This is a genomic window from Tateyamaria omphalii, assembly GCF_014651375.1.
GTDB lineage: Bacteria > Pseudomonadota > Alphaproteobacteria > Rhodobacterales > Rhodobacteraceae > Tateyamaria > Tateyamaria omphalii.
This window is the reverse complement of sequence record NZ_BMWT01000003.1, coordinates 286845-300658: the sequence shown is the minus strand read 5'-3', so window position 1 is coordinate 300658 and position 13814 is coordinate 286845. Positions and strand designations below refer to the sequence as shown.

General features: G+C 59.3%; 10 protein-coding genes and 1 tRNA gene. 7 read left to right on the top strand and 4 right to left on the bottom strand.

Annotation, left to right across the window (positions count from 1 at the left end):
• Window positions 1-91: 91 nt before the first annotated feature.
• The gene (locus IE087_RS12135; RefSeq protein WP_189369613.1) at window positions 92-1849 is read left to right on the top strand and encodes an ABC transporter ATP-binding protein; all 1758 of its coding nucleotides are present in this window, start codon (window positions 92-94) and stop codon (window positions 1847-1849) included.
• Window positions 1850-2009: 160 nt separating this feature from the next.
• Here the strand turns inward: IE087_RS12135 and IE087_RS12130 are convergent.
• Window positions 2010-2096: transfer RNA gene (locus IE087_RS12130), tRNA-Leu, on the bottom strand.
• 119 nt (window positions 2097-2215) lie between these two features.
• Window positions 2216-3577, bottom strand: coding sequence for a peptidoglycan-binding domain-containing protein (locus tag IE087_RS12125; protein ID WP_189369612.1), 1362 nt, complete (start codon window positions 3575-3577; stop codon window positions 2216-2218).
• A 155-nt stretch (window positions 3578-3732) separates the two neighbouring features.
• On the opposite strand from IE087_RS12125, the gene IE087_RS12120 reads away from it, so the two are divergent.
• A complete protein-coding gene (locus IE087_RS12120) occupies window positions 3733-4392 on the top strand; it encodes a DsbA family oxidoreductase (protein ID WP_189369611.1) in 660 nt (219 codons plus the stop codon).
• Window positions 4393-4396: 4 nt separating this feature from the next.
• The gene (lipB, locus tag IE087_RS12115; RefSeq protein ID WP_189369610.1) at window positions 4397-5053 is read left to right on the top strand and encodes a lipoyl(octanoyl) transferase LipB; all 657 of its coding nucleotides are present in this window, start codon (window positions 4397-4399) and stop codon (window positions 5051-5053) included.
• Window positions 5054-5143: 90 nt separating this feature from the next.
• Here the strand turns inward: lipB and IE087_RS12110 are convergent, their stop codons facing one another.
• A complete protein-coding gene (locus tag IE087_RS12110) occupies window positions 5144-7624 on the bottom strand; it encodes a Hint domain-containing protein (protein WP_189369609.1) in 2481 nt (826 codons plus the stop codon).
• A 375-nt stretch (window positions 7625-7999) separates the two neighbouring features.
• Here IE087_RS12110 and ctaD point away from each other — a divergent pair, with 375 nt between their 5' ends.
• From ctaD to IE087_RS12095, 3 genes are all read left to right on the top strand, one after another.
• The gene (ctaD, locus tag IE087_RS12105) at window positions 8000-9673 is read left to right on the top strand and encodes a cytochrome c oxidase subunit I (RefSeq protein WP_189369608.1); all 1674 of its coding nucleotides are present in this window, start codon (window positions 8000-8002) and stop codon (window positions 9671-9673) included.
• 946 nt (window positions 9674-10619) lie between these two features.
• Window positions 10620-11225, top strand: coding sequence for a peptidoglycan-binding domain-containing protein (locus IE087_RS12100; protein WP_189369607.1), 606 nt, complete (start codon window positions 10620-10622; stop codon window positions 11223-11225).
• A 110-nt stretch (window positions 11226-11335) separates the two neighbouring features.
• Entirely contained in the window at window positions 11336-11818 is a 483-nt protein-coding gene (locus tag IE087_RS12095) for a DUF2244 domain-containing protein (RefSeq protein WP_189369606.1), read from the top strand.
• A 112-nt stretch (window positions 11819-11930) separates the two neighbouring features.
• Here IE087_RS12095 and IE087_RS12090 read toward each other — a convergent pair whose 3' ends face one another.
• Window positions 11931-12401 carry a GatB/YqeY domain-containing protein gene (locus IE087_RS12090; protein WP_189369605.1) on the bottom strand — a complete coding sequence of 157 codons (471 nt, stop codon included), beginning with the start codon at window positions 12399-12401 and terminating at the stop codon, window positions 11931-11933.
• Between the two features lie 205 nt (window positions 12402-12606).
• Here IE087_RS12090 and carA point away from each other — a divergent pair, with 205 nt between their 5' ends.
• A complete protein-coding gene (carA, locus tag IE087_RS12085) occupies window positions 12607-13755 on the top strand; it encodes a glutamine-hydrolyzing carbamoyl-phosphate synthase small subunit (protein WP_189369604.1) in 1149 nt (382 codons plus the stop codon).
• The last annotated feature ends 59 nt before the right edge of the window (window positions 13756-13814 follow it).

The window sequence follows — 13814 nt, the reverse complement described above, 5'->3', positions numbered from 1 at the left end:
ACCCAGCCAAATACGTCAGTTGCTAACGTCCAACCTTTGGACATCTTTTCATTTGAAGAATAGGCGCGGCTTTACTGTCCGCGAACGTTTCATGTCCCGCATGTCAGCCAAAGGCGCCTTTGCGCGCGTTCTTACCTTTGCCCTGCGTCTGTGGTTGCGCAGACGTGGCCTCCTCGCGGCCATTCTCTTTCTTGTCCTGATCTCAACGGCAGCCGACGTGGCCATCCCTGTTGTGACCGGGCACCTTGTCGCCGCGGTATCAGAAAGTGCTTCCCCCTGGGGTGCGTTTGCGATGCTGCTTGGGCTTGGCGCGGTGTCGATTACTGCGAAAATTCTCAGCTATTTCTCGATCATTGCGCTCACCATTCCAACAATGCGCTTGGCAGAATCCGAAGCCTTCGCCCATGTCCAGCGGTTGCCCGCAGACTGGCATGCCAACGCCTTTGCCGGGTCGACAGTGCGTCAAATTACGCGGGGTGCCTGGGCTTTGGACGATATGGCCGACGTATTACTGCTTGCACTGTTGCCGTCGACATTGGTGTTGTTAGGCACAATTGGCACATTGACGACGTTCCAATGGCAAGTCGGCCTTGTCGCGGCTTTGGGCGCCATGCTGTTTCTCACCCTATCGCTGATCCTCACCCTGTTCTGGGTCGCCCCAGCCGCACGGCTGTCAAATGCGCAGGACAGTCGGGTGTCCGGTGCGCTGGCTGATGCCATCACATCAAATGCAGTTGTGCGCGCCCATGCGGGCGAAATACGTGAGGATGACCGACTGGGTTGCGTTCTGTCGAAGTGGGCGCACAGAACACGCCGGACGTGGCAGCGCGGTACATGGTCCGGGCTGACGCAGGACCTGTCGCTGTGGGTCCTGCGGGCCGGTGTGCTTGGTGGTGCCCTGCTCGCCTTTGTCCAGGGACACGCTGGCGCGGGCGAGATTGCCTATGTCGTGTCGGCGCTTGGCATGCTGGATGGCTACCTGCGCCAGATCGGCAATCACGTGCGCCAATTGCAGAAATCGGTGAACGATGCCGAAGAGCTGGTCGATCTGATGTCTGCCACTGCAGAACGTGACATCGCCCGCCTGCCAGCCACCGCATTGCCACCGCATGCGGCAACGCTGGCTTTCAACCACGTGACCTACGGCTATGCTGGCGCGCCCAGCCCACTGTTCAACGATCTTTCCGTTGAAATACCCGCTGGTCAAAAGGTGGGGCTGGTCGGGCGGTCCGGCTCGGGCAAGACAACCTTTGTCAAACTGATCCAGCGGATTCACGAGCTGACGGATGGCGCGATCACACTGGGAGATACGGACATTGCACAGGTCTCTCTGGCCGAACTGCGCCGTCATATTGCACTGGTGCCGCAAGAACCCGTGCTGTTTCACCGGTCGCTGGCCGAAAATATCGCTTATGCACGTCCCGGGGCCACCTTGGATGAGGTGCGCGAAGCGGCAGAGCGCGCGGGTGCGGGAGACTTCATCGCCCGCCTGCCCAAAGGGTACGGCACCGAAGTAGGCGAACGCGGCGTGAAGCTGTCGGGCGGTGAGCGTCAGCGTGTGGCCATCGCACGCGCCTTCCTGTCCGATGCACCCGTTCTGGTAATGGACGAGGCGACGTCTTCGCTCGACTCCGAAGCCGAAGCGCGCGTTGCCGAGGCCGCCGAGCGATTGATGGAAGGGCGCACCACGCTCGTCATCGCCCACCGGCTTGCCACGGTCGAACGGATGGACCGCATACTCGTCTTCGACCGCGGCAGAATCGTCGAAGACGGTACACCTGCCGAGTTGATGGCGCGCGAAGATGGCCTCTATCGCGCACTGCGCCAGCGCCAGACGCTTGCAGCCTGACAAAACCACGCGGGGCATATCTCTTTCAGGGATATGCCCCGCGATATGCCAGAGATACGGAACGCGGCAAAGGCACGTGACGTTCCAGACGCACCAGCCCACAAAGCAAACAGGCCTCTGCCATCGTTTCGATGGTCTCAAAACAGGATGTCGGAGAAAGTGGTGCGGCCGGCGAGACTCGAACTCGCACGAGTGTTACCTCACAGCGACCTCAACGCTGCGCGTCTACCAATTCCGCCACGGCCGCACGCCTTGACTTGGTGAGCGGGGTTTAGCGATGAACGCGCCCCTTGCCAAGACCGAAAACTCAAAGAAAAACCGGGGCCGCAGATCGGCCCCGGTCTCTATCCTCAAACGAGGTGTCTATCAGTCGCTGCTCAGACCGAATGTGGGCAGTGCAGCAGGCTGGACTGTGGGTTGCGCAGGTACCGCCAGACCGGAATTCGACGTACCCAGACGCAGCGATGCCTGGCGCAGCAATTCCACACGCTCGGGCTGGCCCGGTGCGAACACGGCAGGCGCGCCGGAATCCACAGCCTTCAATCCTTCGGCATACCAGACACGCGCAGAATCGATCCGCTTGCTGGTGCCAAAGCCCTGCGCCAGATGGTGACCCATCATCTCGCCATAGACATGATCACCCATGGCAAAAAGCATCAGGGCAGACCCCAGCGCCACGTCCATGTTGTCCGTGCGGTAGCCAACGCCCATGCAAATCTTGGCAGTGCCCTGCAACTGCGCGGGGGACATACCTGTTGTCAGGATGAAACCTGCAACGTCCTGCACGACCTCGGGCTGCGATTTGAGCGCGAGAGAGGCGACATAGGGCTGCATGGCGGGACCAAACTGTTCGCACTGCGCAGCGACTTGATCCGGGGTAAAGCCTTGCACCTTGGCAATCATGTCCTCGCTTGTCGCAATGGCATAAGTCCGCGCAAGGCAGAACTGTTCGTTCAGCGCGACATCAGGGTCGGTCATCGCCGCCGCCGTGGTGAAACCGCCATTGGTGTTGGTCAACAGTGAAACGGTGTTGCAATGCGAGGCCAGCGATGCAGTTGAACCGCTACCAAGGAAGTTCGGCAAGGCTGGTGCTGCCGCTGCGGTTGGTGCCGCAGGCGCCGCCGCCTCGGGTGCCGCCGCCACAACTGTGGTTGTCGTAGTTGTGCCAACAGTGGGGGTGACTGGCTGCGGGGCAACGACAATAGTCGTGTTCGGTGCCAGTGGCACCGCAGGCTGCTGGCCCGCCAGTTCAGCCCGGTAGGTCTTGAGCAAACCGCGCGTGCCATCCGGCGTCGTCGCGATCTGTTGCGTCACGGCATAGCCGCCGGCCTGCGCGCGATTATAGGACGTGATCAGCAGGTTCTGCTCAAACGGGGTGAGCTGACCAGTTGCTGGATAACCGAGATAGGCTTGATAGGACGAAATCGCATTGCGCGACCGACGCCCCAGCTGCCCGTCAACGCTGCCCGCGTTGAAACCGAAATAGTTCAACGAGGCCTGAATCTCGCGCCCTTCCTGCGTGGATGGTAGCCGCGGCTTATAGGTTTTCTTTGTGTAGGTGCGCTGCGTCGCCTTCCTGCGCTGGTTCTGCTTGGTTGCCGCGTGACCGACGATGCCGCCAATAATGGCACCGGCGACGAAGTCACCGGCATCGGCTGTCACACGCGTTGCGGGAACAATCGCCATGGACAGTGCAACAAACGAAACAGCAATGGATTTTGTGAACATGAATAACCCTCCAGAATATGGGCATATGCTATCAATTTCGTGCGTATTGGGGAGTCACAAATTCCATACCTGCCCGTTCAGGGGCCCAAAAGCTTGAAACTTGGTCCCATGAAGGTGATGTATGCCGAACAAACAGCGCTACAGGAGCGCAAATCATGCCAGATACCGACTCACCTGTTGTCGACGTGGACATCGTTTCAGACGTGATGTGCCCTTGGTGCATCGTGGGCTTCCGACAGTTGGAGCAATCCTTAGGGACCGCCGGCATAGGCGCGCGCGTTCGCTGGCACCCGTTTGAATTGAATCCTGACATGCCGCCAGAAGGTCAGAACCTGACCGAACACATCGCCGAAAAATATGGCGCATCACCGGAACAATCCAAACAGAACCGAGCCCAGATACAGGCGCTGGGGTCCAGCCTTGGGATCGACTTTGTCTTTTCCCCAGACAGCCGCATCGTCAACAGCTTCGATGCGCATCAGCTTCTGGACTTCGCCTTAGCGCTGGGGCTGCAACACCCTTTGAAACTGGCCCTGTTCAAAGCGCATTTCACAGACCAGCGCGATGTCTCGGACCGCAGCGTCCTGCTGGATGTCGCAGAAAGCGTTGGTCTGGATCGGGCCGACGCCGAAGACGTGCTGCAATCAGGAAAACTGAAGGAAAGTGTCCGCGAGAAACAGGCATTCTGGACCTCGCACGGCATCTCGGGCGTGCCGTCGATGGTCTTTGGCGGCAAATATCTGGTCACCGGGGCCCAAGGGGCAGAGAACTACGCCCAGATCCTCCGCAAGGCGGCCGAGGACGCGGCGGGCTAGCGCGATGGTCGAATGGATCACGACACCCGGGCTGACCGACTACCGGCAGGCGGAAGCCTGGATGGAGGCGCGCGCGACCGCGATTGCTGCGGGCGAAGCAGATGAATGCATCTGGCTGCTGGAACACCCCCCGCTTTATACGGCGGGCACCTCGGCCAAGACCGAAGACCTCACCGATCCCGACCGCTTTCCAGTGTTCCAAACGCGGCGCGGCGGGCAATACACCTATCACGGCCCCGGTCAGCGCGTCGCCTATACCCTTCTGAACGTGGGCAAACGCGGGCACGACGTGCGCGCCTTTGTTCAGGATCTTGAGGCATGGGTGATCGCCACGCTTGACCGCTTCAACGTCAAGGGAGAGATCCGTGAAGGGCGGGTCGGTGTCTGGGTCACGCGACCGGAAAAGCCCACCCGCCCCGACGGCGCGCCCGCCGAGGACAAGATTGCGGCCATTGGCATCCGGCTGCGCAAATGGGTCAGCTTTCACGGCCTGAGTATCAATGTCGAACCTGATCTGTCCCATTTCAACGGGATCGTGCCCTGTGGCATCGCCGAACACGGGGTCACGTCGCTGGTCGATCTGGGCTTGCCCGTGACGATGGAAGACGTGGACATGGCACTGCGCCAAAGCTTTGACAGCGTGTTTTCCGCGCAACCGTGATCCAAAGGCCGCTTGCGCGACACCATGTTTCAGGGGGCTCTGCCCCCGTCCTTCGGGCACCCCCGAGGTATTTTCAGCCAGAAGAAGGGGTTAGCCGACCATCCCGGCAAGGGCGCGGGCCTCGTACCCTTTCATGACAGGGCGTATGCAGCGACTGGCGCACATCAGCAGTTCCGGGAACAAGCGCGCGATTTCGGCTGCCACCTCTCCTTCTTCACCGTCACCATATTCAGCGGCTTCGACCGCGTCGCGTGTGAGGTGGAAGCTTTCGGTCGGTGCCCCTTCGGCAAAGATCACCTCGTGCCGGTCCAAGAGGATATGGTAATAGGTCACCTCTGGCATCGGCGTGCGGTAGATCAGGTCCCCGCGCACGAGGTTTGCGGCGCTGACCAGCACTTCGTCGGCGCCAAACAGCATCTGGGCCCGCCAGTCCGAGATCAGCATGCGATGCGCAGGCGACACGATCAGGTCACGATCATTGCCCAGCGCCCCTGCCGAGATATGGACCGGGGCCAGCGCGCCTGACCCATCAACGCGGCGGCGCAGGACAGCCCTGACAGGCCGGTCGCCATTGTCCAATGTGCGCAAGCGCATGCCCTTGCGCAGGTCTTGCACCTCGACCGGCCCATCAACGGTGTCGATCCGCGCGCCTGCCGTGAAGCAGGCCACGTTGGTGTTGTCAAAGGTCAGATCACCCCCGGCCACACCCGTCATGGTGATCGACCCGCCCAGAGCCGTATTGTCGCCGAAATCGCCCACCGACTGGTTCAGAACGCCATCATCTGCCAAGTCGTCACGCAGCTCGAAGATATTGGTGTAGTATGAACTCAGATCAATGAAGTCGTTGTTGGTCTGGTCTCCATCCGTGATCGAGCCCGTATTGCCGGCATTGAAGTCGGTGATGACATCGTCATCATCACCGGGGTTGAAGATATAGACGTCATCACCCGCGCCACCCGTTAGTGTGTCGTCACCCGTCCCCCCACTCAGCGTGTCATTTGCGGTATCCACCCGCACAACGCTGAAATTGTCGATGGCAAAGCTTTCATTGCTGATGATGGAATTCAGTGTGCTGCCTAACCCCAGATCCAGCGTTGCGGGCGGATTGTCGATCGTGATCACGACATTCATGATCGTATCTTGTGAGTTCGAGACTGATCCGCCGGAGGTATAGCCCAGCTCTCCGGTCGCGGTATTCGTGAAATCCAGCGTATACGTCGCCCCATCCGCCCCGACAAAGCTCTGGCTGGCCGGGGACGAGGTATCGCCAGCAAGGTGGCTGAAACGCACTTCTTCGCCGTTCAGCGTGATTACGAAATCTTCGCCATCCCAGCTGTCCAGCAGCAGCGCGTCAAATTCGACCCTCACCTGCTCTGCGTCGGCGCCCAGATCAAAACTGCGTTCGGTCGCGATGACACCGTCCGGTGATCCAAAGCGCCCCAGCGACGTGCCAAGGCCGGGATCCGACTCGGTCGTGTTGTTGGTCCAGCCGCTGGCACCGCTTTCAAAATCATCTTCGTACAGCGTCGTGGTGTCCGAGCCGTCGTCCCCAACCAGACTGTCGGCGCCACCGCCGCCCGCGAGACTATCCGATCCCTGGTCGCCCTCAAGCGTGTCCGCACCGCCGCCGCCCAGAAGCGTGTCGTCGCCCGTGCCGCCGCCCACACTGTCGCGGCCGCTGCCGCCATCCATCGAATCGTCACCCGATCCGCCGATCAGGGTGTCGGCCCCGCCGTCGCCTTGGACCACATCGTCGCCGCTGCCCCCATCGACACTGTCCCTGTTGGCCCCACCGGACAGAGTGTCATTGCCGCCGTCGCCAAGGATCGTGTCATTGCCGCCCCCGCCGTCGATCACATCATCGCCTTCAACACCCGCAGGGATGCCGGTCACCGAATATTCTGGTCCAGGTGGTATGCCGATCATGGGCGAGGTCAGAAGGTTTTCACTGACATTGCCTGTATCCGGCCCGCTGATCGTGGCCGACAGCGTATCGCCGCCCCTGTTTTCCCAATAGCGGATCTGGATGGTGTAGGTTTCGTTCGGGTCCAGCGTCACGTCACCGAAACGTGTCGTCGTGCCTTGGTGGAAGTCGTTGTTCAGATAGTCCAGCGTGCCGCCGGTCTGGTTGTTAAACTGAAGCGGATTACCATTGGAATCAAAGATTTGGATGGTCGACCCGTCATCCGAGGACGTGGTCAACCGATAGGTGCCACCGTTCGTGACATTCAGGGTGCTGGTGTAGATGACACCAAAGTCTTCGGGGTTGCCTGTGGTGCCGCGCACCGTGTTGGTTAAGCCCCCTTCGTTGAAATCCGTGACATAACCCGACCCGGTGCGCACACCGCTTTCGATGTCAAAGGCTTGCCCCGCCGCAGACGAAAAATCAAAATCAAATGTCTCGAAATGCCAGGCACCTTCAACCGGGCCATCCCCGCGCAATACATCATTGCCCGAACTGCCAGTAATGGTGTCAGAGCCCAGCCCGCCGGTCAGCGTGTCGGTCCCAGTTGTGCCCGATATGACCTGATCGCCTTCGGTCCCCGGATTGGTGTTGTCGTTGGTTGCCATGGTCTGCACTCACTGCTCGACGCATTGATGCGTCCTTGCGCTCGGTTTGGCTGTGGATTCAGGCGTTACGAAGGATGAAAAGCGCCCTCAATCGCCCTTTATTGCGGCTTTTAGGGGGCAGTACGACGAATTGAGAAGACGAACAGCGATAATCTGCCGATCTGTTTCTCGGTCAGAAACGCCCTCACCTCACCCTGAGTTCTGATCATGAAGTCAGAGTGATGGATGCAGGATGTTTCACACGCGACAATTCATCCCGGCTCTTGCGCGTATCTTCCATTGATGCGGGCGGGTCAAAACTCTAGAACCACTCAAGAATCCGTGCGCGAAGCGGGAACCCCGCGCGCGAAGTAACCAACAGCCAGGAGGCACCGCATGGCAGACGCAGCCATTCACGGGCACGAGCACGAAGAAGAACGGGGATTTTTTACCCGTTGGTTCATGTCCACCAACCACAAAGACATTGGTATTCTGTACCTTGTCACCTCGGCCCTCGCCGGCTTTATTTCGGTCGCATTCACTGTGTATATGCGCCTCGAGCTGATGGACCCTGGCGTTCAGTACATGTGTATGGAAGGCGCGCGCCTGATTGCCGCTGCCGCGGGTGAATGTACGCCCAACGGTCACCTCTGGAATGTCTTGATCACCGGCCACGGCATCCTGATGATGTTCTTTGTGGTGATCCCCGCCCTGTTTGGCGGATTTGGCAACTATTTCATGCCCTTGCAGATCGGCGCACCGGACATGGCGTTCCCACGGCTGAACAACCTGTCCTTTTGGCTGTATGTCGTTGGTACAACGCTGGCCGTATGCTCGGTGCTTGCACCAGGTGGCAACGGCCAGCTTGGCTCTGGCGTTGGTTGGGTTCTTTACCCGCCGCTGTCCACGAACGAAGCGGGCATGTCCATGGACCTCGCGATCTTCGCGGTCCACGTCTCGGGCGCCTCGTCGATCCTGGGCGCGATCAACATGATCACCACCTTCCTGAACATGCGTGCACCAGGCATGACACTGTTCAAAGTGCCGCTGTTCTCGTGGTCGATCTTTGTCACATCGTGGCTGATCCTGCTGTCCTTGCCCGTTCTGGCAGGCGCGATCACCATGCTGCTGATGGATCGGAACTTCGGATTCACCTTCTTTGATCCTGCCGGTGGCGGTGATCCCGTGCTCTATCAGCACATCCTGTGGTTCTTCGGTCACCCCGAAGTGTACATCGTGATCCTGCCCGGCTTCGGCATCATCAGCCACGTGATTGCAACCTTCGCCCGCAAACCGATCTTCGGCTACCTGCCGATGGTTTGGGCTCTGATCGCCATTGGCGCATTGGGCTTCGTGGTTTGGGCGCACCACATGTACACGGTCGGGATGAGCCTCAACCAGCAAGCCTATTTCATGCTGGCAACCATGGTTATCGCGGTCCCAACGGGCGTGAAGATCTTTAGCTGGATCGCAACGATGTGGGGCGGCTCGGTCGAGTTCAAAACCCCCATGTTGTGGGCTTTTGGCTTCCTGTTCCTGTTCACCGTGGGTGGCGTGACGGGCATCGTTCTCAGTCAGGCTGCCGTGGACCGCTACTACCACGACACGTACTACGTGGTTGCGCATTTCCACTACGTGATGAGCTTGGGTGCAGTCTTTGCCATCTTCGCTGGCATCTACTTCTACTTCCCCAAGATGACAGGCCGTATGTATCCCGAATGGGCTGGTAAACTACACTTCTGGGCATTCTTCATCGGCGCGAACCTGACCTTCTTCCCACAGCACTTCCTGGGTCGTCAGGGTATGCCGCGCCGCTACATCGACTACCCCGAGGCATTCGCCTACTGGAACTGGTGGTCGAGCATCGGCGCCTTCATCAGCTTTGCCTCGTTCGTCTTCTTCTTCGGTGTCATCGCCTATTCTCTGCGCGCCGGTGCGCGGGTGACAGAAAACAACCCGTGGAACGAATATGCGGACACGCTGGAGTGGACCCTGCCCAGCCCGCCGCCAGAGCACACGTTCGAAATCCTGCCTAAGCAGGAAGACTGGGACAAAGCGCCGTCGCACTAAGCGCTGCACTTTCCTGAAAACAAAAAGGGGCTCCGGTGGCGACCGGGGCCCTTTTCACTGGAAAAACACGTAATCAGTACCAGCTTTCCTATGCTTCTACCTACACTCGACTTCGCGTCATCTGCTTGCCTGCTTCTAATGGTAGGCATCAGTGTCATACTTTTTCGGCGCGGTGTTTCGGCACACCTCCATGCTTCCAGCCTCGTCGCTCTGGGATTGCTTTCAATAGGCGTTTCAATTGTCCTGCAAACAGTGTTGTTGGAACGGCGGGCTGTGGAAGGGCTTGCGTCACTAGTCAACTCGGCCCAAGACCGACATACACCGCTGGTCGCATCCATGACCGTTCCGTTGATGGTTCTGGCTTGCCTGGGGCCGTGGCATGGTCTCGCACGAAGCTGGCGCGGTGCTGCCAGACGGAAAACATAGTACTTGATGCACTGGACCGTTGTTCTTGGATGGCTCGTTATCGCCCTTGCTGAGCCCACAAATGCATTCGCGCGACAGCCTTCGCTTTCTGATATGCCCACAGAGGATGCCAGGGCGCTTCTCGCTCAAATCTCGCAGGCCCGGAACCTTCACGGAATGGCAATCATCGCATATGTGCTTCTGGTTTTTGCGATGTTTCTTGCGCCAATCGTGGGGCTGATCTTCCATCGCACACGCCGTGTCTCGTCTGACTGAGGAGGCTATTGGTGTTAGAGGATTAACGCCAAAATCGCAGCTGAATGCCGGTTGTTATGCAATATCACAACCCGGTGTATGGCCATTCACCGCCCATCTCTCCGTCTGAAACGCGCAGATCGCCGCCCACCTATGCTTGGGGCAGCCAAACCATCTTCCACAAGCTAACCCTCGCCCCATATGACTTCCACACTGCTGCCCGCGGACCGCGTTGCCCGAACATCGTGACCGCTTCCCGCAGGACAACAGACGAAAGGAGCATATTATGCTGTCGAAAACATTCTTGTCTGCCGCTGTCGCGGCTTCTCTTGCCCTTGTGCCTGCCACCCGCGCAACCGCAGACAGCAAGGACTTCATCGCTGGCGCCATTCTCGGCGGCATCGGCGGCGCAATCATCAACAACGAAGTGCGCAAGAACAAGCAGCGCCAGGCCGCCCGAAGCCGCGCCGTAGCCCCACGCACCTACGCCGCGCAACCGCGCACCTACCGGGCCCCCGCCAAGAAAACCTATCGCCCCTCGATCCCCGCAACCCAGGAAGGACGCGAGGTTCAATCCTCGCTCAACTACTTCGGTTTTGACGCCGGCAGCGTGGACGGTCGGGTTGGGTCAAGAACGCGCGACGCCATCGCGGACTATCAGCGCTACATGGGCTATGAAGGCACCGGCACACTCACGACCTTTCAGCAGCACTTGTTGACGTCGTCCTATCTGCGCGCCGAAGCCGGTGGCAGCCGCACGTTGCAGGACATCGCCAGCCTGCCTGACGGTACCCGCGGCCTCCTGAAACTCTACCGTGAGGATCTTGCATCCGGCGGCAGCCAACAGCGCCGTCTGAGCCCCGAACCGTCGGCCTCCTATACCGACCTGTAACACCCCCGCCGCTATGCCACCGCCCCCAATACTCCTCCAGGGGGGCGGTGGCACCCTAACCGCGACAACCTGACCTTCGACTTGTGTTTATCGCGGCGTATAACGTTGATATGCCGTATCGCTGGACCACAGAACCCGATGCAAAGGTGCAGGAACTGCATCTCTGGCCGCACAATTCCCTCCCCCAAAGAGGTATGGCGGCCTTCGTCCTTGCAACATTCACCCTCATCTTGATCCCGGCCCTGCCTTTGCTGGGCTCTGTCGTGTTGTGGGGACTTCTGCCTTTTGCCATGGGGGCGGTCTGGGCGATGTATGTCGCCCTGCGCCGCAACCGGCGTGCGCGCCAGATCATTGAGGTCCTGATACTGGATGCAGACGAAACCCACCTCACCCGAACCGACGCCAATGGCGATGTGCAGGAATGGGATTGCAACCGCTACTGGACCAAGGTCACCAAGTACGACGACGAAGGGCCTGTGCCCCACTACGTCACGCTCAAGGGGAAAGGGCGCGAAGTCGAAATAGGCGCATTCCTGAGCGAGGAAGAACGCATCGCGCTATACGATGACTTAACGCGTGCTCTGCGGCGCTAGAGCCCTTTGCTACCGCCGACAAACTCGCACGCAAGCATGAAGCCAAACATCAATGCAGCGTGACCAAACAAATTGCGCGCCAAGCTGGTGTCACGACGCGACCGACACGCCCCTAGTGGGCTGCGGCGCAGAGCCGTTCCTTGACCATCGGGCCCACCGCGCCGAAATCCATCTGGCCGGTGTATTTGGACTTCAGAACACCCATAACCTTGCCCATGTCCCGGATACTCTCTGCTCCGACCTCGGCAATGGCGTCATCCACCGCTTTGGCGGACGCATCCGCGCCCAGTTTCTGCGGCAGGAATTCTTCGATAACCTTGATCTCGCCCAACTCGCGCTCAGCCAGGTCCAGGCGACCACCTTCCTCGTAGGTCTTCGCACTCTCGTTCCGCTGTTTGACCATTTTCCCAAGGATCGCAAGGACTTCGCCCTCACCCACACCGTCATCCTGACCGGCGGCACGGGCGTCGATATCCTTGTCCTTGATAGCGGCATTGATCAGCCGCAGCGTCGACAGTCGGTCTGCATCCTTGTCTTTCATGGCCTGCTTGAGCGCGGCCGAAATCTTGGTGCGCAAATCCATTTGATGTCCATCCCCATGGGCACGTGTTGAAGGTTAAAGGTACGTCATACGTCAGGTTGAAGCAAGGAAATGGCATCGATTCAACTATTTGATTTTAAACAATAAAGTAAATTCACCAATAGGCTTGACCCAGACAGGCCCGCACATTAGTTTCCGCGCAATTTGCCTGCACCCGCTGTCTTTGCCCGCACCTGGAAGCCCTGCCATGACCCCTGCCAAACCCACCGCCTGCCTTGCCCTTGCTGACGGCACACTGTTCTACGGACAAGGCTTCGGCGCCACCGGTCAAACGCAGGCCGAGCTGTGCTTTAACACCGCTATGACCGGGTATCAGGAGATCATGACGGACCCCTCCTATGCCGGTCAGATCGTTACATTCACCTTCCCTCACATCGGCAATGTCGGCGTGAACCCGGAAGATGATGAAACGGGTGATCCGGTCGCATCCGGCATGGTTGTCAAATGGATGCCCACCGACCCATCGAACTGGCGCGCCGCCGAAGGGCTATCGGGCTGGTTGGCATCGCGAGGGCGCATTGCAATTGGCGGTGTCGACACACGCCGCCTGACCCGCGCTATCCGGCAGGCCGGTGCCCCACATGTGGCTCTGGCCCACAATCCCGACGGTGTTTTCGATATCGAAGCGCTTGTCGCCTCTGCCCGCGACTTTGCAGGTCTGGAAGGCATGGATCTGGCCAAAGATGTGACGTGCGCCCAATCCTACCGCTGGAACGAAAAACGCTGGGCATGGCCTGAGGGTTACACGCCCCAGGATGATCCGAAATTCAAGGTTGTCGCCGTGGATTACGGCGCGAAACGCAACATCTTGCGCTGCCTCGCATCCGCCGGGTGTGATGTCACCGTGCTGCCCGCAAGCGCGACCGCAGACGAAGTAATGGCACATGAACCCGACGGTGTGTTCCTGTCGAATGGTCCCGGCGATCCAGCGGCCACAGGCGAATATGCCGTGCCCATGATCAAAGACGTTCTGGACAAGGATGTGCCCGTCTTTGGGATTTGCCTGGGCCACCAAATGTTGGCCCTCGCCCTCGGCGCCAAGACGATCAAGATGAACCACGGCCACCACGGTGCAAACCACCCGGTCAAGGACCTTGAGACCGGCAAGGTCGAGATCACGTCGATGAACCATGGCTTTGCAGTTGATGCACAAACACTGCCAGCAGGCGTTGTGGAAACACATACGTCACTCTTTGACGGGTCCAATTGCGGCATCCGTGTCGAAGGCAAGCCAGTCTATTCAGTGCAGTACCACCCAGAGGCCAGCCCCGGACCGCAAGACAGCTACTATCTGTTCGAACGGTTTGCCGAGGCAATGGCCGCACGAGCCAGCTAAAAACCAAGCGAATACAATGGTCTTAACGGACTGTTAACCATGAGACGCCATTGGTGAGG